The organism is Propionigenium maris DSM 9537 (assembly GCF_027925155.1).
Lineage (GTDB): Bacteria > Fusobacteriota > Fusobacteriia > Fusobacteriales > Fusobacteriaceae > Propionigenium > Propionigenium maris.
Genome location: NZ_BSDY01000018.1, coordinates 21,923 through 47,716, shown reverse-complemented (window position 1 = coordinate 47,716; position 25,794 = coordinate 21,923). Strand labels below are relative to the sequence as shown.

General features: G+C 41.0%; 27 protein-coding genes and 8 tRNA genes. 2 read left to right on the top strand and 33 right to left on the bottom strand.

Going from position 1 to position 25,794, the window contains the following annotated elements:
• Window positions 1-25 precede the first annotated feature (25 nt).
• Entirely contained in the window at window positions 26-961 is a 936-nt protein-coding gene (locus tag QMG11_RS15070; RefSeq protein WP_281837100.1) for a type IV pilus modification PilV family protein, read from the bottom strand.
• Between the two features lie 35 nt (window positions 962-996).
• Window positions 997-2,010: a tRNA (adenosine(37)-N6)-threonylcarbamoyltransferase complex transferase subunit TsaD gene (gene tsaD / locus QMG11_RS15065; protein WP_281837097.1), complete on the bottom strand. Its 1,014-nt coding sequence runs from the start codon at window positions 2,008-2,010 to the stop codon at window positions 997-999.
• A gap of 170 nt (window positions 2,011-2,180) precedes the next feature.
• Between tsaD and QMG11_RS15060 the strand changes: the two genes are divergently transcribed.
• A complete protein-coding gene (locus QMG11_RS15060) occupies window positions 2,181-3,263 on the top strand; it encodes a GTP pyrophosphokinase (protein WP_281837096.1) in 1,083 nt (360 codons plus the stop codon).
• Between the two features lie 46 nt (window positions 3,264-3,309).
• On the opposite strand, the gene QMG11_RS15055 is transcribed toward QMG11_RS15060, so the two are convergent.
• The 9 genes from QMG11_RS15055 to QMG11_RS15015 all read right to left on the bottom strand — a co-directional run bounded on the left by QMG11_RS15055 (window position 3,310) and on the right by QMG11_RS15015 (window position 13,478).
• Window positions 3,310-4,836, bottom strand: coding sequence for a SulP family inorganic anion transporter (locus tag QMG11_RS15055; protein ID WP_281837094.1), 1,527 nt, complete (start codon window positions 4,834-4,836; stop codon window positions 3,310-3,312).
• A 175-nt stretch (window positions 4,837-5,011) separates the two neighbouring features.
• A complete protein-coding gene (gene pflA, locus QMG11_RS15050) occupies window positions 5,012-5,746 on the bottom strand; it encodes a pyruvate formate-lyase-activating protein (protein ID WP_281837092.1) in 735 nt (244 codons plus the stop codon).
• Window positions 5,747-5,964: 218 nt separating this feature from the next.
• Window positions 5,965-8,196, bottom strand: coding sequence for a formate C-acetyltransferase (pflB, locus tag QMG11_RS15045; protein WP_281837090.1), 2,232 nt, complete (start codon window positions 8,194-8,196; stop codon window positions 5,965-5,967).
• A gap of 391 nt (window positions 8,197-8,587) precedes the next feature.
• A complete protein-coding gene (locus QMG11_RS15040) occupies window positions 8,588-9,319 on the bottom strand; it encodes a lysophospholipid acyltransferase family protein (protein ID WP_281837089.1) in 732 nt (243 codons plus the stop codon).
• Between the two features lie 66 nt (window positions 9,320-9,385).
• Window positions 9,386-9,946 (bottom strand): regulatory protein RecX, encoded by a 561-nt coding sequence (locus QMG11_RS15035; RefSeq protein ID WP_281837087.1) that lies wholly within the window; start codon window positions 9,944-9,946, stop codon window positions 9,386-9,388.
• On the bottom strand, window positions 9,918-10,979 hold the full coding sequence (gene recA / locus QMG11_RS15030) for a recombinase RecA (RefSeq protein WP_281837086.1): 1,062 nt from the start codon (window positions 10,977-10,979) through the stop codon (window positions 9,918-9,920). The genes QMG11_RS15035 and recA overlap by 29 nt, the downstream gene beginning before the upstream one ends.
• Before the next feature lie 208 nt (window positions 10,980-11,187).
• Window positions 11,188-11,679, bottom strand: coding sequence for a MarR family winged helix-turn-helix transcriptional regulator (locus QMG11_RS15025; protein WP_281837085.1), 492 nt, complete (start codon window positions 11,677-11,679; stop codon window positions 11,188-11,190).
• A gap of 86 nt (window positions 11,680-11,765) precedes the next feature.
• Window positions 11,766-12,752: a glycosyltransferase family 9 protein gene (locus QMG11_RS15020; RefSeq protein ID WP_281837084.1), complete on the bottom strand. Its 987-nt coding sequence runs from the start codon at window positions 12,750-12,752 to the stop codon at window positions 11,766-11,768.
• A gap of 33 nt (window positions 12,753-12,785) precedes the next feature.
• The gene (locus QMG11_RS15015) at window positions 12,786-13,478 is read right to left on the bottom strand and encodes a lipopolysaccharide core heptose(II) kinase RfaY (protein WP_281837083.1); all 693 of its coding nucleotides are present in this window, start codon (window positions 13,476-13,478) and stop codon (window positions 12,786-12,788) included.
• A gap of 516 nt (window positions 13,479-13,994) precedes the next feature.
• Between QMG11_RS15015 and QMG11_RS15010 the strand changes: the two genes are divergently transcribed.
• Complete coding sequence (locus QMG11_RS15010) at window positions 13,995-14,576, top strand: DUF6642 family protein (RefSeq protein WP_281837081.1); 582 nt, start codon at window positions 13,995-13,997, stop codon at window positions 14,574-14,576.
• A gap of 159 nt (window positions 14,577-14,735) precedes the next feature.
• Here QMG11_RS15010 and QMG11_RS15005 read toward each other — a convergent pair whose 3' ends face one another.
• The 22 genes from QMG11_RS15005 to QMG11_RS14900 form a co-directional block, all read right to left on the bottom strand.
• Window positions 14,736-15,749: a glycosyltransferase family 9 protein gene (locus QMG11_RS15005; protein WP_281837080.1), complete on the bottom strand. Its 1,014-nt coding sequence runs from the start codon at window positions 15,747-15,749 to the stop codon at window positions 14,736-14,738.
• A 3-nt stretch (window positions 15,750-15,752) separates the two neighbouring features.
• Window positions 15,753-16,775 carry a glycosyltransferase family 9 protein gene (locus tag QMG11_RS15000; protein ID WP_281837078.1) on the bottom strand — a complete coding sequence of 341 codons (1,023 nt, stop codon included), beginning with the start codon at window positions 16,773-16,775 and terminating at the stop codon, window positions 15,753-15,755.
• A gap of 16 nt (window positions 16,776-16,791) precedes the next feature.
• Window positions 16,792-17,553 (bottom strand): glycosyltransferase family 2 protein, encoded by a 762-nt coding sequence (locus QMG11_RS14995; protein WP_281837077.1) that lies wholly within the window; start codon window positions 17,551-17,553, stop codon window positions 16,792-16,794.
• A gap of 228 nt (window positions 17,554-17,781) precedes the next feature.
• Window positions 17,782-17,858: transfer RNA gene (locus QMG11_RS14990), tRNA-Met, on the bottom strand.
• A gap of 5 nt (window positions 17,859-17,863) precedes the next feature.
• A tRNA-Met gene (locus QMG11_RS14985) sits at window positions 17,864-17,939 on the bottom strand.
• Window positions 17,940-18,084: 145 nt separating this feature from the next.
• Window positions 18,085-18,873, bottom strand: coding sequence for a lytic transglycosylase domain-containing protein (locus QMG11_RS14980; RefSeq protein ID WP_281837076.1), 789 nt, complete (start codon window positions 18,871-18,873; stop codon window positions 18,085-18,087).
• Between the two features lie 103 nt (window positions 18,874-18,976).
• Window positions 18,977-19,135, bottom strand: coding sequence for a rubredoxin (gene rd, locus QMG11_RS14975; protein ID WP_281837075.1), 159 nt, complete (start codon window positions 19,133-19,135; stop codon window positions 18,977-18,979).
• A 38-nt stretch (window positions 19,136-19,173) separates the two neighbouring features.
• The gene (locus tag QMG11_RS14970) at window positions 19,174-19,680 is read right to left on the bottom strand and encodes a ferritin (protein WP_281837074.1); all 507 of its coding nucleotides are present in this window, start codon (window positions 19,678-19,680) and stop codon (window positions 19,174-19,176) included.
• 12 nt (window positions 19,681-19,692) lie between these two features.
• Window positions 19,693-20,067 (bottom strand): desulfoferrodoxin family protein, encoded by a 375-nt coding sequence (locus tag QMG11_RS14965; protein ID WP_281837072.1) that lies wholly within the window; start codon window positions 20,065-20,067, stop codon window positions 19,693-19,695.
• 19 nt (window positions 20,068-20,086) lie between these two features.
• Entirely contained in the window at window positions 20,087-20,512 is a 426-nt protein-coding gene (locus tag QMG11_RS14960; RefSeq protein WP_281837070.1) for a Fur family transcriptional regulator, read from the bottom strand.
• Window positions 20,513-20,643: 131 nt separating this feature from the next.
• Window positions 20,644-21,093: a GNAT family N-acetyltransferase gene (locus tag QMG11_RS14955; protein WP_281837068.1), complete on the bottom strand. Its 450-nt coding sequence runs from the start codon at window positions 21,091-21,093 to the stop codon at window positions 20,644-20,646.
• A 2-nt stretch (window positions 21,094-21,095) separates the two neighbouring features.
• On the bottom strand, window positions 21,096-21,833 hold the full coding sequence (gene truA / locus QMG11_RS14950; protein ID WP_281837066.1) for a tRNA pseudouridine(38-40) synthase TruA: 738 nt from the start codon (window positions 21,831-21,833) through the stop codon (window positions 21,096-21,098).
• Window positions 21,834-22,079: 246 nt separating this feature from the next.
• Window positions 22,080-22,163: transfer RNA gene (locus tag QMG11_RS14945), tRNA-Leu, on the bottom strand.
• Between the two features lie 7 nt (window positions 22,164-22,170).
• A tRNA-Lys gene (locus QMG11_RS14940) sits at window positions 22,171-22,246 on the bottom strand.
• A 4-nt stretch (window positions 22,247-22,250) separates the two neighbouring features.
• Window positions 22,251-22,326, bottom strand: a tRNA-His gene (locus tag QMG11_RS14935).
• Between the two features lie 22 nt (window positions 22,327-22,348).
• A tRNA-Arg gene (locus QMG11_RS14930) sits at window positions 22,349-22,425 on the bottom strand.
• 5 nt (window positions 22,426-22,430) lie between these two features.
• Window positions 22,431-22,506 (bottom strand) — tRNA-Gly (locus QMG11_RS14925).
• 18 nt (window positions 22,507-22,524) lie between these two features.
• Window positions 22,525-22,601: transfer RNA gene (locus QMG11_RS14920), tRNA-Pro, on the bottom strand.
• Between the two features lie 157 nt (window positions 22,602-22,758).
• Window positions 22,759-24,123 (bottom strand): MATE family efflux transporter, encoded by a 1,365-nt coding sequence (locus tag QMG11_RS14915; RefSeq protein WP_281837065.1) that lies wholly within the window; start codon window positions 24,121-24,123, stop codon window positions 22,759-22,761.
• A 24-nt stretch (window positions 24,124-24,147) separates the two neighbouring features.
• On the bottom strand, window positions 24,148-24,567 hold the full coding sequence (locus QMG11_RS14910) for a MarR family winged helix-turn-helix transcriptional regulator (protein ID WP_281837063.1): 420 nt from the start codon (window positions 24,565-24,567) through the stop codon (window positions 24,148-24,150).
• 366 nt (window positions 24,568-24,933) lie between these two features.
• Entirely contained in the window at window positions 24,934-25,338 is a 405-nt protein-coding gene (locus tag QMG11_RS14905; RefSeq protein WP_281837061.1) for a hypothetical protein, read from the bottom strand.
• Window positions 25,339-25,421: 83 nt separating this feature from the next.
• Entirely contained in the window at window positions 25,422-25,793 is a 372-nt protein-coding gene (locus QMG11_RS14900; RefSeq protein ID WP_281837059.1) for a hypothetical protein, read from the bottom strand.
• Window position 25,794 lies beyond the last annotated feature (1 nt).

Sequence of the window (25,794 nt, the reverse complement as noted above, 5' to 3'; positions counted from 1 at the left end):
TTATAATACTTTTATTCTAGTTCCCCTAGTTATTCCTTAAATGATATTTTAACCTTATATCCTTTGTCTTCTGATTCCCAGTATTTATTAGTCTAAATTTTATTTTTGCCCCAACTGGAACTTCGACATTGGCGATAAAGGTGTTTCCTCTTCTGCTCATAGAAACAAAACTTCCTCTATCATTTATCTTATATTTTATAGTACTTACATTCCAAGGCTTGCTGCCAGGATGCAACCCCTCTACCTGAACTTCAATCGATGTAGCCTTAACGCTATGTTTTGGAGTAACAACAAGTGTTCCTCTTGAGCCTTTTGCTAAGTCAATGCCTCCACTTGCTCCTTCATATGACAAGTCAACCCCTGTTGAACCTCCGGAATCTGTACCTCCCGACGGATCTTTTCCATCTGGAGTACTCGCCTCCCTTTCCTTTAGGTTTATAACCATCTTATCCTCTACAAAGTCTTCATTATCATTAGCATTGTAACATCTTATAAAAACATCAAATTCTCTGACCTCATCCTCTGGATTACCATTAAGGTCTCCAACTTCAACTATTCTGTAGAGACTCTTATCTACATCTTCTTGGTAGTTGTATTGAGAAAAATCAAACCTCTGGCTTTCATCATTCCACTTGACCAGATGGTAGATCCCTTTTTTACTGTTAGTGTTTGTGCTATTCTCACTCCTTTTTTCAAGCATATCCTTTACTTCACTATATAGAACCTCTCTAGAGCTGCTTGTTCCTGCAGAAGAATACTGATCTATTCCCACCTTGGTGGGCATCATGGCACTTATCTCCTCTATGAGCTGGGCATTATACTCCAGTGCCTTGGTATAGTCCCTGTTAAACACCGTAGCTTCAAAGGAACTGTTCAGGCTAAGCATGAGAGGAACTATCCCCAGGGAAAATATAGTTATCGCCACCAGTATTTCTGTATAGGTCACTCCCCTCTTCTTCATCCTACCTCCAAACTACTCCTAATTTTAAGGGTCTATTAATCCTGGTCTATAGTCATGCTTGCTACACCATTTAACTTTAGGTCTCCAAGCTTGTTCTCTTCCTTTCCATACTTCAGCTTATAGTATCCAGCTACAGCTATCATTGCAGCATTGTCTGTACAAAGCCTCATAGAAGGGTAGTAAACAGCTACATTCTCCTCCTTAGCTCTTCTTGTAAGCTCGCTTCTCAGCAGTGAGTTTGCAGCTACTCCTCCTGCTATTACTATATTTTCTACCTTCTTATCCAGAGCTGCTGCTATGGTTTTCTTACACAGGATATCCACTACTCTGTTCTGGAAGGAAGCTGCCAGATCCTCAGGCTTAAACTCCTCTCCCTTCATCTTCATCTTATTTACATAGTTGATCACAGATGTCTTTACACCAGAGAAGCTGAACTGATATCCATCTACCTTAGGTTCAGGCATAGGAATTGCGTCCTTATCTCCCTCATATGACAACTTATCTATTACAGGTCCCCCTGGGTAACCTAGTCCAAGTACTCTAGATACCTTGTCGTAGCTTTCCCCAACGGCATCGTCCATGGTTCCTCCAAGGTCTGTGAAGTTATGACCCTCATCTACATAGACTATGTTTGTGTGTCCTCCAGATACAACAAGAGCTATACACGGAAGCTTTACAGAATGCTCTACAAAGTTTCCGTAGATGTGGCCCTTTATATGGTGTACAGGTATGATAGGTATATTGTGTGCATAGGAAAGTCCCTTGGCAAATGACAGCCCCACAAGAAGAGCCCCTATAAGGCCTGGTGCATAGGTTACCGCTATGTAATCGATATCATCTAGACCTACTCCTGCTTCCTCTAAACTCTTATCCAGGATCGCTGCTATATTTTTTATGTGTTGTCTCGATGCGATCTCAGGCACTACTCCCCCATACTCTCTGTGGATCTCTATCTGAGAGGATATGTGGTTTGAAAGGATCTCCTTTCCATCTCTTACTACCGATATTGACGTTTCATCACATGAAGTTTCTATTCCTAAAATTAGCATATTTTCTCCTTTTCCCTACCTTTAATTATTCTTTACTACAATATATTATTATACAGCATTTAACCTTAATAATAAAGATATTATACCATCCTTAAGGTTCTCCATTTAGTTTGGTTCTGGGTAATTTTAGTGTATAATTTAAATATGGACAATTTTTATGGAGGATTGATATGACTGAGAAGGAGATAATAAATTCTTCTGATATTTTCTCAAAATACAGACCCTACTTTTTAGCCCAGTTGGAGAAACTTACAGATACCCTAGAGGAACTTTTTGAGGGAAACCCCCAGATAGATTTAAAGATAGAGGGAAGAGTAAAAAAAGTAGAAAGTTTTAAGAAGAAATTAGAAAAGAAGAAGGACAAGTATAAGGATGCCTTTAAGGATATGACAGATATCCTGGGAATAAGACTTATAACTATATACAAGGATGAAAATGACGAGCTTATAAATATTCTGAAGAAGAACTTCAATATAGATCTGAAAAATTCCAGCAACAAATTTAAAAAGCTGGACTACGACAGGATGGGATATATCTCCCTTCACTATGTATGTTCATACAAGCATCCCGAGGAAGACCTCCTACCAGAGGTAAGGGAGGTTGTGAATAATCTGAAGTTTGAGGTGCAGATCCGTAGCTACCTTCAGCATGTATGGGCTGAGGTAGATCACAGACTGAGATATAAAACCCTTATCGATGTACCTACGAAGATAAAAAGAAAACTCTTCAGGCTCAGTGCCCTCTTCGAGATGGCAGACAGTGACTTCTGCCACATCAGGGACGAAGTCAGAGCTCTGGAAAGATTTTATGAGGAAAAGTTCTCAGCTAAAAACTACAACCTTCGTCTGGACCTTTCCACAATTAACTTTTATCTCAAATATAACGACAAGAAGATCGCTGAAATACTTAATATAATGCAGATCCAGCACTACAATACCTTTGATGTTGCCAAGGAGGAGAAGCTGGAGAAGAAACTTTTGAAGTATGCCATTAAGTTTGGTCTCCACGAGATAAAACACATCGATATGCTTATCCACTGTCTTCTCAGCAACCAGGCTGCATTCCTTACCTATGCCGACAAGGAGATGAGGTCTAAGCTCTCATATGTGGTAAACTCAGGATGCACCTTCATACTGAATATGCTTCTGGTTCTCTTTGAAAGCAGAGATCGCCTCAAGGTTATCTACAACCTCAGCGAGGAATCGCTGGATTCCCTTATGCTATTAAGGGAAAAGGTAGACTTTGATATCTAAAGAAAAGCTGCAGAGTCCCATTTGGGACCTGCAGCTTTTTTATTTCTTAATCCAGCTGATCATCTGCTACGTGGTAGAGAGGATCCTCCATTATATTTATCTCCATTATCTCCTCAGCATTCTTAAGAAGCTTGTAACAGTCGGTGCTCAGGTGCTTAAGGTGTAGTACCTTTCCAGCCTTCCTGTACTTCTCTGTAATACTGTTGATCGCCTCTATAGCCGAGTGATCATTCACATGGGAGTTTCTGAAATCTATAGCTATCTCCTCAGGGTCATTTTGAATATCAAATATCTCCTTAAAGCTTGCTACCGATCCAAAGAATAGAGGACCATCAAGATCATAGACCTTAATTCCCTTTTCATTAACTCTAGTTGTTGCTGTAATCCTCTTTCCCTTCTCCCAGGCAAATATAAGTGCTGAAATTATAATTCCTATAATTACTGCAAGAGCCAGGTCATGAGCTATAGTTATTCCAGCCACAACAATGATTATAATGAAATCCTTGTGAGGTATTCTCTTTCCAAACTTAAGCGTTTCCCATGCAAAGGTTTCAATTACCACCATAAACATAACCCCTACAAGGGCTGCCAGTGGTATTACCTCGATTACCCCCGAACCAAATAGGACAAAGGATAGCAGAGCTAAGGCTGTGGCTACACCAGATAGCCTTCCCTTTCCGCCACTGGTGATATTAATCATAGACTGACCGATCATAGCGCATCCACCAGTACCACCCATAAATCCATTTATCAGGTTTCCGATTCCCTGTCCGATACTCTCCTTGTTTGTCTGACCCCTTGTATCTGTAAGATCATCTATTAGAGATAGAGTCAGAAGAGATTCTATCAATCCTACCATTGCTGCTGTTACTGCAAAGGGAACTACAATTTCAAGAGTTTCTAGGTTGAAAGGTACCTGAGGCAGGTGGAATGTAGGCAGTCCTCCTGCAATCCCTCCCTGGGCAAACTCACGTACATTCGGCATGTGGATTCCAATCTTGTTTAACCACATTCCCATCCCTGTAGTAACACCTATAGCTGCCAGAGATGCTGGTATAGCCTTGGTAAACTTTGGCAGGTAGTGCACTATTGCCATAGTCAGTAGCACAAGACCAATCATTGCGTAGAGCTGTGTTCCCTGCATCCAGGCACCATCCACCTTAAATTGGTTAAGCTGTGCCAGGAATATTACTATAGCCAGTCCATTTACAAAACCTAGCATTACAGAGTGAGGTATCATTCTGGCGAACTTACCAAGTTTAAATACTCCCACCAGTATCTGAATTATTCCCATTACCACAACAGTGGCAAAAAGGTATTCCACACCATACTTAGCAACCAGCGCCACTAAAACAACTGCAATACTTCCAGCTGCTCCAGATATCATCCCTGGTCTCCCTCCAAAGATAGCTGCACAAAGTCCTATTATAACTGATGAATGCAGACCTACCAGCGGATCTATTCCTGCTACAAAGGCAAAAGCGACAACTTCTGGCACTAGAGCAAGAGCTACCGTCAGGCCGGCCAGTATTTCATTTTTAACACTAATGTCTTTACCTAAAAAACTCCTCATATTTCCTCCCAATTTTTTATTTAATAAAACTAAAGTTTTTAATTTAATTTTAATTTTTTTCTGCGTACCAAGCTGCATTTTACCATACTTTTTAAAAAAATGCAATTTTCTTACATCCAGCCATATTTGATGTACAAAAAAAGACCCCGAAGGGTCTTTAATATCTCACATGGAGCTATCTTACAGATAATCCTCTACTTCCGATTATCTTCTTGGCATTCTCTACTCTCTCCTGAGTTGGAGCCTCTACTCCCTTTAACTCATAGTCCATCCCCATCTCTTCCCACTTATACTCTCCGAGACTGTGGTATGGAAGGATCTCTACCTTCTCTATATTTCCAAGAGTAGCCATGAAGTCAGCCAGCTTCTCTAACAGGTCATCTCTGTCAGTTATCCCTGGTACCAGCACGTGTCTTACCCATACTGGTTTCCCGATCTCAGCCAGGTACTTGGCAAACTTTAGAGTAGGCTCTAGATCTACCTTAGTTAGATCCTTATAGATCTCTGGGTCCATACACTTAAGGTCTAGCAGTACCAGATCCACATACTTTAGAGTTTCCTTTACCTCGTCGTTGAGGTAGAATCCAGATGTATCTACAGCTGTATGGATTCCGTCCTCCTGACACAGCTTAAATACCTCTCTTGCAAACTTTGGCTGCATTAGAGGCTCTCCCCCGGTCATAGTCATTCCGCCACCATTTCTGAAGAAGGGCTTATATCTCGCGATCTCCTTGAATACAAACTCTGCACTCTCCTCATAGGTTGCATCTGCCATCTTCCAGGTATCTGGATTGTGACAATACTTACATCTCAGAGGGCATCCCTGAGTAAAAACTACATATCTTAATCCTGGTCCGTCTACTGTTCCGCAGCTTTCATATGAATGAAGCTTTCCCTTTATCTTTCCCATCCTTAACACCTCTACAATAATTTATCATTTTTTTAACAAAACCTTCTAAAGAAAACCTTAAACAACTCTATTAAAAAAACGATTATTAGTAATATATTTTAACATATTTTTAATTTTTTACTATAACTTTCTTGATGATCCATCGCTCTGTCCAGACTTCAATCAACAAATAAGGGAAATCCAGATGGATTTCCCCTATTCTTTTATATTATGTAAAATTACATTCTTGAGTTGATTGTTCTAGAGATTACATCTAGCTGCTGCTCTTTAGTAAGCTTCGTGAAGTTTACTGCATAACCAGATACTCTGATTGTAAGCTGAGGGTACTTCTCAGGGTGTGCCATTGCATCCTCAAGAAGTGACTTGTCGAATACGTTTACGTTTAGGTGCTGTCCACCCTCTGGAGTAAAGTATCCGTCCATTAGGTTTACAAGGTTAGCTTGTCTGTCAGCCTTTTCCTTTCCTAATGCAGCTGGAGTAATTGCGAATGTATAAGAGATTCCGTCATTTGCATGCTGGAATGGAAGCTTAGCTACTGAAGATAGTGCTGCGATAGCTCCTTTAGTATCTCTTCCGTTCATTGGGTTAGCTCCTGGTGCGAATGGTGCTCCAGCAGGTCTTCCGTCTGGAGTAGCTCCAGTTTTCTTACCATATACTACGTTTGAAGTAATTGTAAGAAGTGACTGAGTAGGTCTTCCTCCTCTGTACATCTGGTGCTGCTTGATCATGTTCATGAACTTCTCAGTGTACTCAACTGCGAATGCGTCAGTTTCTTCGTTGTTGTTTCCGAATGCCTCGTAGTCTCCCTCGATTTCAAAGTCAACTGCAAGTCCCTCTTCGTTTCTAACTACCTTTACCTTAGCGTTCTTGATTGCAGCTAGTGAGTCAGCTACGATTGAGATTCCTGCGATTCCGTGAGCCTGAGTTCTCTCGATCTCAAGATCGTGTAGAGCCATCTGGAATGCCTCGTAGTTGTACTTGTCGTGCATGTAGTGGATTACTTTAAGAGCGTTTGTGTATACTCCTGCAAGCCACTTAAGAACTTCGTCGTATCTCTCTACAACTTCGTTAAAGTCAAGGTACTCAGATGTGATAGGTGCAAAGTGAGGTGCTACTTGAGCTCCAGACTTCTCGTCCTTACCACCGTTTATAGCAAATAGTAGAGCCTTAGGTAGGTTTACTCTAGCTCCGAAGAACTGCATTCCCTTACCAACTTTCATTGGAGATACGCAACAAGCGATAGCGTAGTCGTCTCCGAACTGAGGTCTCATTAGGTCGTCATTCTCATACTGTACTGCAGATGTATCGATTGATACCTTAGCACAGAAGTCCTTCCAGTTAGCTGGAGAGTGAGTTGACCATAGTACTGTCATGTTAGGCTCTGGTGCAGGTCCTAGGTTGTATAGAGTGTTTAGGTATCTGAATGAAGTCTTTGATACAAGAGTTCTTCCGTCTACACCCTCTCCTCCTAGTACTTCTGTTGTCCAAGTAGGATCTCCAGAGAATAGGTCGTTGTATGCAGGTGTTCTTAGGAATCTTACGATTCTAAGCTTCATGATGAAGTGGTCGATTAGCTCCTGAGCTTCTTGCTCAGTGATGTTTCCTGCCTCTAGATCTCTCTGGATGTAGATGTCTAGGAAAGTAGCTGTTCTACCAAGTGACATTGCTGCTCCATCCTGGTCCTTGATTGCTCCAAGGTATCCGAAGTATACAGCCTGAACTGCTTCCTGTGCTGTCTCAGCTGGCTTAGTGATGTCTACTCCGTATGAAGCACACATCTTAGTGAATGCCTTGATAGCTGAGATCTGCTCCATGATCTCTTCTCTGTTTCTGATGATATCTTCTGTGATCTCAGGAACATCAAGTTGCTTGTGCTGAGCCATCTTGTCTGCGATAAGCTTGTCTGTTCCGTAAAGAGCTACTCTTCTGTAGTCTCCGATGATTCTTCCTCTACCGTATGCATCTGGAAGACCAGTTACGATTCCACATCTTCTTGCTGCTTTTACCTCATCTGTATAAGCTGCGAATACTCCCTCGTTGTGAGTCTTTCTGTACTTAGAGAAGATCTCAGCAGTTACTGGATCAATCTCGTATCCGTACGCCTCAAGAGAAGATTGAACCATTCTTAGTCCACCTCTTGGGAAGATTCCTCTCTTTAGAGGAGCGTCAGTCTGTACACCAACGATCTTCTCAAGATCCTTCTCGATGTATCCAGGTCCGTAAGCGTCTAGTGCTGATGGAGTTTTAGTTTCTACATCATGTACACCTCTCTCTTGCTCTTCCTTGAACATCACAGTTAACTTATCCCATAGCTTTTTAGTTGCGTCTGTCGCATCTGCTAGGAATGTGTCGTCTCCCTCATATGGAGTATAGTTGTTTTGAATAAAGTCTCTTACGTTGATCTCTTTCTTCCAAAGATCACCAGTAAATCCTGCCCATTGCTTTAGCATGTCTCGTTACCTCCTGATTAATCGAAGTATATAATTGATAGTTTAGTTTAGTATGATTTAACACTTTTATACCGTGAATATAACATGAAATTGAAACTGTGTCAAACATTATTATAATTTTTTCACTAGTATTTTATATTTTTCCTCTAAAATCCGTTGTTTTTCATAAAAATAAAAAGTTTTTTTCAATATTTTGTGTACCCTAAAAGTACATTTTGTTGTTTAATTGTATTTCACACCACACTTTTCGGAAAACGGTGTTTTTGTTTTTATTTTGTAACAATTACACTTTACAAAAAGTTTAACATCTTTAACAAAGTGAAGCAAGTTTTTTTACATGTTCAGTCAAGTTTTTTATATCACAAATTTCTCTCATAAAAAAATAGGAGAATTAATATCTCCTATAGTTTTCCTCTATTATTTTTTTTACCTTGATATCCAGCATCTTCCTCTCTTCCATACTGGATTCCTTTACATCTATGGGCTTGTCTATGATGAGTTTAACCTTTCTTCCCATCTTCATCCAGATACTTCCCCTTCTCTGAATATCGTAGGTACCCTTTACCGTTACAGGTACAATTATACCATTGGTATCCGTTGCCAGCCTGAAGCTTCCCTTCTTAAAGTCTCCCATCTCCTCTGTAAGACTCCTTGCTCCCTCTGGGAATATTGCCGTTGGATAACCAGACTTGATTATCTTTACTGCTTTCTTTATACTCTTTATCCCCTCTCTGGGATTGCTCCTGTCTAGGAAGATACAGTGGGATTTTCTCATCCATATTCCGTAGAAGGGCCAGCTTGCCATCTCCTTCTTGGCTACAAATCCTAAGTCCATGGGAAAGTAACCATTTATAAGAGGGGGGTCCAGATTACTCTGGTGGTTTGAAACCACAACTATTCCGCTGCTTTTGTCCAAAGCTTTAATAGCTTCCTCATCCTCATAGATAACCTCTACCTTGGCAAAGGTAGCTCCCAAAAGCATCCTGGAAAACCTCTTCAGTTCCTTTCTGGCCAGCATACTTCCCTTCTGCTCACCCATGAGACATATTACAGGTATATATACTATCGTCATTACTACAAACCACATCAGGCCTGTTAAGCTTATTAAAATTAATCCTAGCACCTCTATCACTCTCCTCAAGTAATATTACACCTGTAATTTTAACACCTTTTTACATCTTTGTAAACCCTACTCCTCTATTTCCCTCATTACTTCCCTTATATCCTCGTATCTGAAGCCCTTTCTCATGAGATAGGCTATCTGCTTATCCTTCTCCCTTTTGGCCACCTTTTTCAGCTGTTTTCTCAGCTCATCCCTCTCATCGTGGTCAGCTTCTCCAAAGGCTTCAGCTATAACCTCTCTGCCTATTCCCTTCATAGACAACTGGTACTCCAGCTTTCTCCTGCTTTCCCTACTCCTCTCTATGAGGGCCCTTGCGTAATCCAGGTCATTTATATATCCCCTGTCCACCAGCTTTTCCACTACCTCTTCCACTATCCCGTACTCCCGGAACTTCATCCTCAGCTTCCCAAGCATCTCTTTTCTGCTGTAATCTCTTCTTGAGAGTAAAAAAATAGACTTAGCAAGAGAAGCCAGGTAGATTACTCTCCTATACTCTTCTCTGCTAAGCTCCTTTTTCCTGTTTAGATCCATCTCAGATATTATCTCTGGACTTACATCTACTATCTCCTGCTCCTCTAGATTACTCTCAAGATAGAGTTTATTCCTCGCTACCTTGAGTATCTTCAACTGTCACTTCCTGAGTTTCTTCTGCTTCTGGGAATAGCACCTTATTTACCTGCAGCTCCACCTGCTCCAGTAGATCTGTTTCAGTTTCAAGTCTTGTCTTTACATTCTCCTTACCCTGTCCAAGTCTTATATCTCCAAAGCTGAACCATGCTCCCGACTTGGACACTATATCGTTGGCTATGGCAATATCCAGGATCTCTCCCACTCTGGATATTCCCTTACCATACATAATCTGGAACTTAGCTTCCTTAAATGGAGGGGCAATCTTATTCTTGGTTACCTTTACAGCAGTTTCGTTACCTATTACACTGTCTCCCTGCTTAACACTTCCTATTCTCTTTACTTCCAGTCTTACCGATGAGTAGAACTTAAGGGCTCTTCCTCCAGTTGTTGTTGTCTGAGGACCGAATCCGAATCCACCGATCTTCTCTCTTATCTGGTTGATGAATACCATAGTTGTTTTGGATTTATTCAGGGTAGCTGTCAGCTTTCTCAGAGCCTTAGACATCAGTCTTGCCTGAAGACCCATCTGCTGGTCTGCCATCTCTCCCTCTATCTCTACCTTTGGTACCAATGCCGCTACCGAGTCAACGATAATTACGTCCACCGCTCCAGATCTTACCAGCATATCAGCTATCTCAAGAGCCTGCTCTCCGTTATCTGGCTGAGAGATAAGAAGTTCATCTGTATCTACTCCCAGTGCCTTGGCGTAAGCAGGATCCAGTGCGTGCTCAGCATCTATAAATGCAGCAACTCCTCCGGCCTTCTGCGCCTCTGCAACTATATGAAGGGCTATCGTCGTTTTACCAGAACTCTCTGCTCCATATACCTCTACTATCCTTCCTCTTGGTACTCCTCCAAGTCCCAGTGCCAGGTCCAGGTTCACACTTCCAGTGGAGATCGTCTCTATATTCATATGAAGGTTGCTTCCAAGCTTCATTATAGATCCCTCACCAAAATCTTTTTGTATCTGCTTCATTGCAAGTTCAAGTGCTTTTTCTTTATCATTTGCTTCTTTTTTTACTCTTGCCATTCTTAACCCCCTTATGGTTTCTTCACTATGATTTTACTATATTGATCTATGCCTTTCAACTCTTTGAACTATTTACACTCTAATTATAGCAAATACCTTCCTATTCCTCTAAGGACCCTAGAGGTGATCTGGGGAATTTATTTTTGTATATCCCTTGGGTTTTTCAGCACTTAAAACGTTATTTTTGATTTTTCATAGTTTTTCTATACTAAACATCTTTAATTTTCCCGCTAAAAGGAGGTTCAAATAAACCTTCTATATCCTTAACCTCTGACTCCAGTATCCTGGAAAACTTCCCCATGGTCATAAAAAAGGAAAATAGTTCCTCCCTAGATAACCCCTTCTCCTCTAAAACCTTTAAGAAGTTATCCCTTCCTCCGTAGCTATTCTCAATATACTTAGTTCCAAGGTATGTTAATTGAATATTCTTTTTCCTTCCGTCCTTCTTTCTCTCAATAATCCCCTTTTCCTCAAGGTTTCTAACACTTCTGGATATAAGTTTGGAATCATAGGGTAGCTCCCTGGACAGCTGATAGTAGGTGATTCCCTCTCTGCTCTCTAAGTAAAGTATAAAAAATAATTCAGTAACTGTGATCTCTGGTTCTAAACACTTGTTAGCTTCCATAAATCTCATCATATTCCTATAGAAGATTACCACCTCCACAAGCATCTTTTTTCCTTGTGCTCCCTCACCAAACATAAAAATCCCCCAATCGATAATTTCTATTCTTTATTTCCAACACTCTACACCATTTCCCCGTTAAAATCAAAAAAAGAGATGGGCTTCTAGCCTATCTCCTTCTCTATTATCTCCAGTACATCCTCTGCTTTCAGCTTCTTCATGCAGTTAAAGTGACCCTTGGGACACTTCTTATCTCCGTGAAGGCTGCATGGTGAGCAGGGCTCATCCCTGTAGATAAGGGTTCCATACTCATCATATTCAAACATCCCCGGATCTGTTGGGCCAAATATTACAAAGGCCTTTGTCTTTACACCCCTGGAGATGTGAAATGGTCCTGAATCATTGGTTACCAGGTAGTCTGCCTTGGACAGCAGTGCTCCGCTCTCTTTTAGAGAGAGCTCTCCCGAAAGATCTGTACAGATTCCTCCGCTCACCTCATTTATCTCAATACATTTTTCCCTGTCTCCAGCTCCCCCGACAAGAACTATATCCTTTCCATACTTTTCATGGATCAGCTTGGCAAGGTTACCAAAGCCTTCTACCGTCCACTTCTTGGTTTCCTTGGAGGCTCCCGGTGCCATTGCTACAAAGTTGTTATACTCCTCTACCTTGGCAAGGTCGCTGCTACCAAAGGTAAAATCCAGGTCCTCCCCCTGATAGGAGATTCCCATCTTCTCAAAGGCTCCAAAGTAATTTTTTACAATGGTATCATCTGCCCTGTACCTGATAAGCTTCATCTTCACAAGAAGAGTTTTCCACAGAGCCCTCTTCTTATATCTATAGGTCTTTGCCCCTAAAAAGAAGCAGATCCCCACGGACCTTAGCTTCGAGTGTAGATCAAAGACATAGTCGTATTTATTTTCCTTAATTGTAGAAACAAACTCCCTTATTCCCTTAAGCCCCTTATATCTTTTCTTGTCAAAAAGTATAAGGTTATCTATATAAGGAGACCCCTCTATGGAATCCTTAAATTTATCCAGAACCACGAAATCTACAATTGAATGGGGATATTTCTTTTTAAATTCCTTTAATACAGGTGTAGTCAGCACCACATCACCTATAGAACTCAGCCTGATCACTAATATCCTCAATTTCCTTCTCCCTTTTCCTTTATTGTTGTTAAATTACTTCTTGCCCCTAAGCCTCTTCTTGGTTCTTCCATACCAGTGAAGGTAGCTGTTCAGCATCTTTGCCCCTCTATAGTAGATATCATCCTTGGGGAAGATATCTATCTCCCCAGGACAGCTCTCCTCTAGGTAGATAAACTCATATCTGCTCCCAAAGGTGCCGTATATATTTTTAGAGAGCTTACAGTCTATGAGGTAGATCCTTCCACCCTCTCCCACCATAAAGTTTACAAGCTGGGAGTCCCCGTGAAGGTATCCCCTTTTATGGATCTTCTTTAGCTCCCGGCCTATCTCCTCCAGGTGCTCTATACTCCCCTCTCTTCCATCTATATAGCTGGATACAAAGTAGGAGTCCTCAACCCATAATTTATTGGTTACTTCCACAGCAAGGATACCCCTTGCTCCCAGAAAACCGTCCTCTATTATCTTGTTGCAGTTTTTCATCTCCAGGTAGCTGGAGCTTCCCCTGAAGATAGAAAGAAACCTCTGCCACCTTCTTCTGTTCTTCTCCTTGGGCTCCTTAACTACCAGCTTCTCTCCCTGATAGTTTACAAGGAGGACCCTGCTTCTGTTGTCGTCCTTAAGGACCTTGATAATATCCAGATTACCTGCAAGGATATCCTCTGCCAGAGAAAGGTATCTGTCATCAGAGTAGTAGAGCCTTATATTTCCATCGTTTTTCTTCTTCATATTCACCCCAGACCTCTCATATACTAAAGAGTTTCTGACTATCGTTTCATTACTACAGTATTTTTAATTTTATCACTTTTAAGAGTATTTTTCAATTAGGGGAATCTTTTATATTTTGTATTTTGAAAAGGTACAGTATAAGGGATACCATTAATAGTGGTCGTTACTTTTCTCTTGAAAGAAAAGTAACCAAAAGTTCAAGAACTTTCAAACGTCTGATTGGTATATATTTCTTTTACCACCTTTATGAGCTACAGTCCTCGGTTCCCTGCGGAACTTATTCTGTTGGACGGCTCAGTGCAGGTGCTTTCCTGTAAAAGCTCTGCGACTTGAAAGTTCGGTGAAAAATCAAAAAGTTCTTTATCTTTAGTAGAAAAAAACTTTTGAACGATAAATTATAAAAAATTTAAAAAGACTTAAAAATATCTATTTTGTCTGTTCTTTTAAAGTTTTAAATATTAAAAAAGTTGCAACTAATATTAACAATAAATATCGAAAAACATTAAGGAGTGAGTTATGAAGAAACTTTTTTGTATTGAGTCGGACTGGGAAGAGAGCGTCAAAAAAGAAACATCAATTTTACCTTTATTGGAGTGTATTAAAAGCGTTTATCCAGACTTTGAGTACATATATAGAACTGCTAATACAAAAGAGGAGCTTAAATATTGCTTAAGTAAGTTCAAAAAACTAAGTCAGCCTAAAAATGATTTCAATGTTATAGTCTTTTGTGGGCATGGTAAAACTGGCAAAATAACTCTTGGTAGTGGGAAGACTGAAGTTGAATTATCTCTAAAAGAATTAGCTGAAATATGTGAAGAGATCGATGAAGATTTGTTTAAAAATAATCTTGTACATTTTGATTCCTGTAGTATTCTGAAAACTACAAATAAAAAGCTAAATGAATTTACCGAACTTACTGGAGCTAAGGCTATAACTGGTTTTTCAGAAGATGTTGATTTTATAACTTCTTATGCGTTAGAGATGATTTTATTCGAAGCTTTATTGCACGAGAACAGTATCAAAAAAGCTTTAAACAGCGTTTTAAAAAAACATGAAGACGGTTTATGCGAAATAACTCATTTTACACAATTTATATAAGTTAAAAAGAATTTAGAGTATTCTTAAAAAGAATAAAGAAGATGAACCATGATCTATATACCTCAAAAATGCATCTAATAGCTTTTTTGAAACTTTATCTAAACTCAATAAAAATTCTATAACCTCATAATAAAAGCCCCTACTTCTAGGGGCTTTTTACTATCTTTTTATTTCATTAAGTTTTTTCTCTATTTTTTCCATCACCATCTCTGGCTTCAGGTCAAGCATGCACTTGAAGTGGCCCTTAGGACACTTCTTTCCTCCATGAAGACCACATGGTCTGCATGGAAGTCCCTTGTTTTCTATAACCTGGCTGTTAAGGGACCATGGGAAGAATCCCAGCTCCTTAACTGTGGCTCCGAATATTGCCACAATATGAGTTTCAGGCCAGGCTGAAGCTATGTGGATAGGTGAGGAATCGTTTGTCAGAACTATATCACTTCTTCTGGCTATCTCCGCCACCTCCAGAAGGTTTGTTTCCCCAATAAGGTTTACAGTGTTTTTCGTCTCCTTTATATTGAGGAAAAGCTCGTCGTTCCCGCCAATGAAGACCATGACGATGTCATCTCTTTTACCGAGCCTCTCAATGAGATCATTGAAGTATTCCACCGGCCATTTCTTGGTAAACCATTTGCTTCCCGGAGCTATGGTAACTACCTTTTTCCCCTCTATATTTCTGTCCCTCCAGATCTTCTCAATGCTCTCCCTCTCCTTGCGACCGGGATAGAGCTTTATCTCATATCTCTTGCTCTCATTTCCCTTTACAAAGGAAAGGAGCTTCTCCACCTCGTGCTTATCCTTATCGTAGTGGATCTTCTCAGTGAAGAGAAACTTCCCTGCTGCATTATCGTAGCCAAGCCTTCTGTTGCAGCCCGTAAGCCATGCCAGGAGGCTGCTTCTCAGGTATCTGTGGGGGCATATAACAAGGTCAAAGTTCTTGTACTTCAGCCTCTTTCCAAGGGCCATAAGACCCCTTATCCCCTTGTGCTCTCCCCTCTTATCATACTCTATTATCTCCTCTAGGTTGGGGTTGTTTCTCAGTATGCTGGCTCCCACGGGGGTGGTAACATAGGTTATCCTTCCCTCGGGGTATGCATCCCTCACCTTCTCGATTAAGGGTGTGGAGAGCACCACATCACCTATAAAGGCTGTCTGTATTATAAGTACATTCATCTCTTACCCTCCTAGCTTTCCTACAATGAGATCTATCAGCTTCTTCCGATGCTCCTCACTGTAGCTGTCAAAGTCTTTGTGGGAGTAGTCCTCGGAGCTATTCCCTTCATCTGGTATCACATAGTCCACACCATCCCAGCCGTAGACTCCCCACCTTGTTGGATGCTGGGTCTTCTTGTTGGGGTAGAGGGCCACAATTTTTCTCTTAAGGGAGCCTGCAATATGGGTAGGACCTGTAGATCCCCCAAAATACACATCTGCTCTCTCTATAAGGGCAGCCAGGTTCAGGAGATCTCCCCCGTTGGCAAAGAGGTAGGTTTTCTCATCCTCTATTCCGTCTACTACCCTCTGACCCCTCTCCTCCTCGGAGATGTGGCATGCAATCACTATATTTAACTGGGGCTTCTCTTCCTTTACTCTTTTAAGGAGCTCCACATACTGGTCATCGGTTATATTCTTAGCCGACCCTCCCATAAATGGGTTCACCACAAGTATCTGCCCCTCTATACTGTTTTCCTCCAGGAAGATCCCTACAGCTTTTTTGTGCTCCTCTCCCAGGAAGATCTCTGTATTTATCTCATACCTTTCCTCAAAGGTTTTTGGATCCAGCTTTCTTATGAGGTCCAGGTTGTAATCTGCCTCATTCTTTACAGACTTGGACCTTTTCTGCCATACACCCTTGTTGTAGGTAAAGAATGAGTTGATCTTGGATAACGGTCCAACCCTCCACTTTGCCCTGCTGGCCTTGGCCAGCTTAGCCACAAAGGTATCGTTGTAGAGAGCTATAAACACATCTGCTTTAAAGTGCTTTATCTTCTCCAGCAGCTCCCTCTGTCTGTAATCGTCTATCTTTAAAACCCTGTCCACATAGGGAAGGTTTTTTACTATCTCATAGTTGTACTTCCTTACCAGCACCACTATCTCCGCCTCTGGATACATCTTCCTGAGCATGAAAAAGCTGGGAATTGAAAGCACAAGATCCCCTATCTTATCTGTTCTCGCTACTATTATCCTCTTAATCTCCATCTAAACTCTCCCTGAACTATCCCTTATAGGCATCTGTTTTATACATCTCTCTCAGCTTAAAGTACTTTATCATAGAGTACATAGCGCTGGTGCTGGCTATGGTGAATCCCTCTATCCCGTCTAGGAATCCCAGTCTTATAATATACATCCTTATAAACTTAAAGATTGGGTTCAGTACTATCTGAAGGGAGTTTACCCTCTTCCCTCTTCTGTAGTACTCCTGGGCACCAAGGGTTGTATACTTATTAAACCTTTCAAAGTAGTCGTGCATAGTCAGGTAGGAGTAGTGGTAGATCTTCTCTCCTATCCTTCCCTTCTCAGACTCCGTTACAAACTCCTCGTGTACAAGGCTGTCGCTTACCCTTACCTGGCCTCTCCTCCACAGTCTTGTAGCATACTGGTTGCTCCATCCCCCGTGCTTCAGTTCCTTTCCAAAGCACACTGAGCACCTGTTTATATCATAGACGTCGTACTTTGACTCGCCCTCTGTTATCCTCTTTATTTTATCTGTTAACTCAGGAGAAAGCTCCTCATCTGCATCTATAAGAAGTATCCACTCCCCCTGACACTTATCTATTACTGAATTCTTCTGAGGTCCAAATCCCTTCCAGTCCTCAGGGTACACCCTTGCTCCATGGAACTCTGCTATTTCCACAGTTCTGTCAGTGCTGTGGCTGTCCACTATTATTATCTCATCTGCAATCTTTTTAGCTGCTTCCAGAGTCTTGGGCAGGTTTCTTTCCTCGTTATAGGTTATTATCCCCACTGATAGTTTCATCTTCATCACCTTATAGTCATTAGTCCATTAATTATACCACTTTTTATCCCCTATTTTATATCTTCTTTTATTTTTTACAAAAAAATAGAAAAGACTGAGCAGGGTAACTCAGTCTTTTCAATAGGTCATTCATGGTTTAAAAGAATTTCTTGAGTGGGTCGCTCAAGTTTGACTAAAACATATAGACTTAAAAAAAGGGGGGCTTAAGTACTACATGGAATATATCAATGGTGCCTAGAAAAGGATTCGAACCTTCGACCGCTCGGGTATGAACCGAGTGCTCTAGCCAACTGAGCTATCTAGGCATATTTGGTGGCGGGGACAGGACTCGAACCTGTGACCTTCGGATTATGAGCCCGACGAGCTGCCAACTGCTCTACCCCGCGACATATTTTTGAGATATTTTTTTAGTCCTTTCTCTCAAGACAAGAATAATTATATTACATAATTTAAACAATGTCAACAACAAATTATATTTTTCTGAACTTTTTTTCAATATTTTTATCTTAACCACCCTAACCCCCGTTAATGCTAGTCAAGATTCATACTGATCCTCTGCTCCTCCAGAAAATTATCTATTTTTTTATGATATCTCTTTACTTTTTTCAGATACACCGACTCTATCTTCTTCTTGCTTCCCCTCTTAAGCTGCATCATCCTTCCGGGGCCGAAGTTATAGGCCATGATCCCGTCGGACAATGAAGAAAACTTTATGACCTGGCTGAGAAGATACTTGCTCCCATACTCCACGTTGTTTTGTATATCCAGTAGCTCCCTTGCGCTCATCTGTTTAGCTCCCTCCTTACGGGCCATATAGTTGGCTGTAGGAAGCTTTAACTGCATAAGGCCGTAGGATGGGTCTACAGATACCACATTGGCCCTGTAGCTGCTCTCAGTCATTATAAGGGCGCTGATCACCTTCCAGTCCAGCCTGGTTTCCTTAGACGCCCTGTAGATGGAAAGGGCTGTAACCCTCTCCTCCCTCTCTCCCATATTTCTTCCGCTGAATTTTTTTACCGTATCCAGTATGTCTCTGAATTCCTCCAGCTCCTCTAGCTCCTCGGTCTGAACCTTGATTATCTCCTCCTGCTCCAGTATCCTCCTTCTGAGATTACCTTCATTTATGAGAGCCTCCTGCTTTACCTTGTTTTTTTCCAGGTCCGACTCCAGCAGCATCTGTCTGCTCTCATTTAAAAGCTGGGTATACTCTCTCTCCTTCCTTATATACTCCCTCTCCTTGTTGTAGAGCTTTACCAGAAGAGACATGGTCAAAATGAAGAATACGAATAAGGAAACTAACTTTAATCTGTCTCTATTCATAGCACTACCTCCTCATTCTCAGTTAATCTTTTATTAGGTCTGGTGAGAGAGTTTCCTTCAAAAAACAAAAATTCCCGAGCTAAGCTCGGGAACCTTTTTAATATTACATCTTTTCAAACTGATCCTTACCTACTCCACACAGAGGGCATACCCAGTCCTCAGAAATAGCTTCAAAAGCTGTTCCTGGCTCTACACCTGAATCTGGATCTCCTACCTCAGGATCGTATACATACCCACATACAACACATACCCATTTTTCCATGCTTATTCCCCCTTTATTTTCCTTTATGAAAAGTTATTTTATTCCTTCGTTGAATCTACAAATGTTCTGTTCTTCATCTCTCTGTCCAGCATAAATAGTCCAGCACCCTTACCCTCTATCATCTTCAGCTGCTCTAATATACCGGAAACATTGGCTTCCTCTTCCACCTGCTCCGCCACATACCACTGAAGCATGTTTATAGTAGCATAGTCCTTCTCCTCATAGGCTACATCCAGTAACCCGTTTATAGACTTAGTTATAAACTTTTCGTGAGCAAGGGTATCCTCAAAGACCTCTATAACATCGGTCCAGTCGGTTTTTACACCCTCTACAGGCTTAAGAGTAACTCTTCCGCCCCTCTCTATAATGTGATCGAAGAACTTCATGGCATGACTTACCTCTTCCTGATATTGTACCCTCATAAAGTTTGAAAAACCACCCAAGTTTTTCTCCTCAAAGTAAGCACACATAGACAGGTAGAGATATGCCGAATGATACTCCCTGTTTATCTGCTCATTTAGTACTTCCTCTACTCTTTTATTCATAGCTGCCTCCCTCTATCTATCCTTCCACAGACCGTGGATATTGCAGTACTCTCTTGCAGCTACCTTTTCCCCCTTAGACACTGTAAAGCATGCCATAGGCTTATCTCCAGGCTTTAAGTAAGCTCTGTAAAGTCTGTTATCATCTATAAGTAGCTCAATAAACTGAATGTAGTGCTCCTCTGTCATAGGATGCTCCACTTCCTTACCTACCTTTACAACATACCCGTCCTCGTGCTCCTCAATATATGGAACATGCTTTTCAGTTGTTGCGTCCTCAGTCTTCTCCTCTAATCTGCTAAACCCCTTTAAGGCTTCGTCACAAACTGGTGTAACTACCTCTACAACTCCCTTGCAAGTATCGCACTTGTACATAGCCATTTTTTCCATTTTTGCTCCCCCCTGTAATTTATTTAGACTTCTTTTCTAAACACTTTTCACAAATTCCCTTAAAATATAGGTGGTGCTCATTTATCTGGAAGTTATCCAGACTCTTGATCTGTATCTTCTCTGCTTCTACATCGATATCATATACCGCTGAACACTCCTCACACTTAAAGTGTCCGTGGATCTCCATATCTGCGTCATACCTTGTTTCATTTTCCTCTATAACTATTACTATGGCAATCTTCTTCTCCACAAATAAGTTAAGAGTGTTGTAAACAGTTGTCTTCGACAGCGTCGGTATCTCCTTCACCAGCGACTTGTAGATCATCTCCACTGTAGGGTGGTTTCTGTGAGTAATTAAGTACTCAAATATCTTCATCCTCTGGAATGATGGTTTTATATCGTGACTCTTTAGATACGCTCCTATATCCTCTACTTTTAACTTCATATTTCCTCCTCAACAAACAGATTGTAATCATTTCATTATTAATCTTATATCTTTTTTGCTGAAATGTCAAGAAATACAAGGTTTTTTAAGGGTCTACATAGCTATACTTACTTTTTTTTTATTTCTTTTTATTATTTAATTTTTTTCTTCATAAATAATCTGTCTACCCCTCTGCCATACTCGTCCCTCTGAAGCTCTATCACATCGTAGTCCAAGTTTTTATAGAGGTTTATAGCAGCTTCATTATCTGGAGCCACTGTAAGTCCTATTTCACCTATGTTTCTCTTCCTAAAAAATTCCTCTGATCTTCTCAATATTTCACTGGCATAACCTCTGCCTCTGCTCTCCCTTCTGGTACAAAGACCATAGAGAAAGACCTCCTCCGAGTCAAACTTCTGAATAAACTCGGCTATACTAACTACCCTGTTGCTATCCTTTAACACAAATACCTTTCCATACCTGACCATAGGCTTGAGGATCCACTCATCCACTCCGCCGTTTGCCCCAAAGGCCTCTATCTCTATGTGGATTATCTCATCTATGAGATCCCTGTCCTGCCACCTAACCTCTACTAGTTCCAAAACTATCTCTCCTCATACTCTACATCACAGAGGTATAAGCCTGCTCCCTCTGCCATAAGCTTACTGTACTCCTTTTCAGGGTTGGCCAGCCTCTCTGCTATATGCCCAGGCTCCACCTTTCCAAAGTATTCAGCAAGAGCTGTACCTATTATTATCCTGATCTGAGATTTTAAGAAGGCGTTTCCTCTGATATACACCTCTACTCCGTCCTCTATGGGAGTGCACCTTATCTCCCATATCTCCCTTATGGGCTTATGGACTATGCAGTCGCTCAGTCTGAAGTTTTCAAAGTTATGCCTTCCTATAAGGGGCTGAAGTATCTCCTCCAGCTTCTGAGGATCCACCTCCTTGTTTATATAGGAGATATATCTTCTTCTGAAGGCATCCTTCCTCCAGCTCATCCTGTACCTGTAGGCTCTGGATACAGCTCCAAACCTTGAATGAAACTCCTTATCCACCTCCTCCAGAGAGATGAGATCTATGTCCCTTGGAAGTAGGTTTGAAAGAGCCTTAAAAAGCCTGTCCTCTGGGATAGTGGAGTACACCGGGAAGTTGGAAACCTGCATAAGGGCATGAACCCCCCTGTCCGTTCTTCCAGCTGATATTATATTCATATCCTCCCTGAGGATCACCTTGAGGGCTTTCTCTATCTCCCCCTGAACCGTTCTTTTATTGGGCTGTCTTTGAAAACCATAAAAGTCACTTCCGTCATATCTGTAAACTATCTTTATATTTCTCATACCTTCTCCTATTTACAAAAAACTACTATATAATTATAACACAAACTACCCTTAATTTTATGCAAAAGAAAAACCAGGAGCTTCCTGGTTCTCAAAAGTTCAATACTATTAGCAGCAGGGTATCGTGGTTAACTTCAAAACTCAGAGAAACTATCCTCACTTTTAAACCAGCCTATAGACAATTAAGTATATTTAAAATTTATAGATAAATAAAAAAACAGCTCTTTCGAACTGTTGATCTTCAAATGGTGCGGAGGGGGAGACTTGAACTCCCACGTCAAAGACACTAGATCCTAAGTCTAGCGCGTCTGCCAATTCCGCCACCCCCGCATTTGAGTGGTGCGTCACACAGGGATCGAACCTGTGACAACTCGATTAAAAGTCGAGTGCTCTACCAACTGAGCTAGTGACGCATATTGGGGTGAATGACGGGATTTGAACCCGCGACAACTTGAACCACAATCAAGCGCTCTACCAACTGAACTACACTCACCACGCATATATTAAATTGTAAATGGCGAGCCTGAAGGGATTCGAACCCCTGACCCACGCCTTAGAAGGGCGTTGCTCTATCCAGCTGAGCTACAGGCTCATGTATGGAGCGGGAAACGAGGGTCGAACTCGCGACATTCAGCTTGGAAGGCTGACGCTCTACCAACTGAGCTATTCCCGCATACATGTAAAATATAAATGGTCGGAACAGCAGGATTTGAACCTGCGACCCCCTGCTCCCAAGGCAGGTGCGCTACCGGGCTGCGCTATGCTCCGTTACTTTGTTTTTGTCTCGCTCTCTCGCGGACAAGAATAATAATACCACAATCGCTAAATCTCGTCAACACTTTTTTCAAAGTTTTTTTATTTTATTTGTTTTTCCCCTTATTTTAATACTCTTGCACTAAAAAAGAAGCCCCTAATAGGGGCTTCTTTAAATACCTACCTCTGAAACTACCGAGATCTCCTTCAACCTCTTGAACTCCCTTACCACAAAGAATAGAGTTATTATGGAGAGGATAAGGTCCGTTACAGGGACAGCCATCCATACCCCGTCTACTCCAAAATACTTTGGCAGTATGTAGATTAGTGGGATCATAAGGATAAGCTGCCTCACCACATTTAAGAAGGTGGTAACCTTTGCTCTTCCCACAGCCTGGAAGTAGCTTCCTCCGATAAGGTGGAACCCCACACAGAATACCATACTGAAGACTATTCTGAGTGATCTGGCAGTGAGCTGGAACAGTTCAGCGTCATCGTTTATAAAGGGAGCTATAAGTATCTCAGGGACAAACATAGCCAGGATAAAGGCTGTAAGGGAGATTCCAAAGGCCACCTTCAGGGTGAGCTTGTAGGCCTCTCTTACCCTGTGATAGACCTTGGCTCCATAGTTGAACCCCAGGATAGGCTGACTCCCCTGGTACATCCCCACTATAGGCATATAGAAGAGGACATTTATACTGTTGATGATCCCATAAGCTGCTATGGCGATATCTCCTCCATAGGTATTCAGATTTTTATTTATAAATATAACCACCACAGAGTTGGACATCTGCATTATGAAGGGAGCTATTCCGATATTGGCTATCCCCTTCACTATCTCCCTCTCCAGAGGAATATTTTTTAGCTTCAGATCTATCCGTCTGTTCCTTCCTCCTATAAAGTGGTAGAGCTGCATCCCTGCTACAACTACATTGGAGAGCACTGTGGCAAGGGCCGCTCCTGTGATCCCCATATCCATGGTAAAGATAAATAGAGGATCCAGTATGATATTTAACCCACACCCTATGATGCTCATCTTCATAGCTGTCTTGGGGTTTCCCTCACCTCTGATTATATGGTTGAGGCCAATAAAGCAAAGCTGAAAGGGAAGGGCATAGAGGATCACCGTCATATAGTCGTAGGCATAGGGAAGGTTTTGAGGGGTCGCCCCAAACATCCTTAGTATATCATCCAGGAAAAACATTCCTCCTGCAGCCATAATTGTCCCCACTCCAAGGAAGAGTGCCACTGCATTTCCCAGTATCCTTTCCGCTTCCTGGGGTTTTCCTGCTCCTAAATTGATAGATATAAGGGCTCCTCCCCCTACCCCTACAAAGAGTCCCACTGCAAGGATAAAGGCAAACATAGGCAGGGTTATACTCAGACCTGCTATGGCAAGCCTCCCCACTCCAAAACTTATAAATATTCTGTCTACAATATTATAGAGTATATATACCAGTGTTCCCATTACAGCTGGTATGGAGTACTCCCAGAGAAGCTTGGATATCTTCTCCTCCTTCAATCGCTCATTCTTCATATTTCCTCCCAAATTAAAGATCTCCTAATCTAAGTAGTCCAGAGACCTTTCATATATCTTGCTAAGTAATTTTTTTAATACTTCCCTTTCCTCAGGGGTCATCCCCCCCATAAACTCATCCTCCCACTCCCTTGAATAACTCCTTATCTCAGGAATAACCTTCCTCCCTCTAGGGGTAAGGTAGGTGTTTAGACGCTGCTTGTGGTCCGGGTCTCTCCTCTGCTCCAGGTAACCCAGGGTAATGAGTTTTGAGATACTCTTGGAAACAAGGCTTTTATTTATAAAATATTTCTTGGATATCTCATTACACCCCAGCCCCTCACGATGCCCTAGTATAAGCAGTATAGGGTAATCCGTCACCCCTATATCCAGGTTCTGAAGTCTCTCCCTCATAAAATTTTGTCTCTGCCTGTATATTACAGACAGGTATCCCCCTACAATCATAGCTCTCACCTCATTAAGTTGTTTACTTCTAAACAGTTTATATCTAAACAGTTTACTAAAGAATTAAATATATGTCAATTTTTTTAATTTAGGTGGACAAAGTCACTTACTTTTTATAATTCTATTTGATAGAATGGACTCACATAAGTCTTGCCCCTTAAGTTTTTCTTGGGAACCACCTTATCTCAAAATCTTAGGGGTTAAGGCTTTATTTTTTTGTAAAAAATAAAAAAGAGCGTCACGCTCTACCCTTGTTAGCTTTATTTAAAGGCTTTTTATAATGGAATCAATCTAATAGTTGTAAACCTTTCTTAACAATAAAAAAACTCCTGAAAAATTCAGGAGTTTTTATCTATATATCATATTTTATTTCATTTTTGAAAAGTCCATATGCTTTTCACACTCTTTTTTAGTATCTTCATAAACTTTATCCATCTTTTCTTTTATCTTTCTGATCTCAGCAATGTGCTCATCGATCTTTTCCTTGTTTCCTGGACCATCCACAAGAAGCTTATCAATAGCAAATACATGCTTTAACTTTTCTACCTCAAGCATCTTGATATCATACCATCCCTTGTTGATGATGTCCTTTACCATCTTTCCATGACCCTCTTTTAAGCCAACGTTCTTATGCATTCCAGGTGTTTCCACTGCTTTGTAAGCTGAGTTATAAAGTGAGTAGAAATCTTCTCCCGATCCTTTATCTCCACGAGCTGCAAAAGATAAACTTGATAATACCACGAACATTAAAATCAGCAAAGTCTTTTTCATACATCTCCTCCTTAGGTTTTTATAGACTTAAGAAGGTATACATTCTTTCAAGATATTTCCTTTTTCCAAAAGAAAACTTTTCTTTATTTTCTTTTAAATTTATTCAGGAAACTTTTAAAACCAGTCTTAGCTTTATTGGCTTTGTTCATCTCCTTCATCTCCTGCTGTTCCTTGTGGTAGTTGGACCAATTTGGATTATTTTTCATATTCTGCTTCATACTCTTCATGTATTTATAGGTATTTTTTGCTGTATTATATTTGTAAACAAAACCATTTTTTATGTCCTTGGTTGTAGTTCCTATTCCTGTAAATACCCTTGTTACCCTTCCAGTCATCTGCTTAAGTTTTGTATATTTATATACTTCCTTACAGTGGGGGCACCTATACTTTGCAGGTTTATCCGATATCTTCATCTTCTTTCTGCACTTAGGACACTTCAATACAATCTTTTTCATC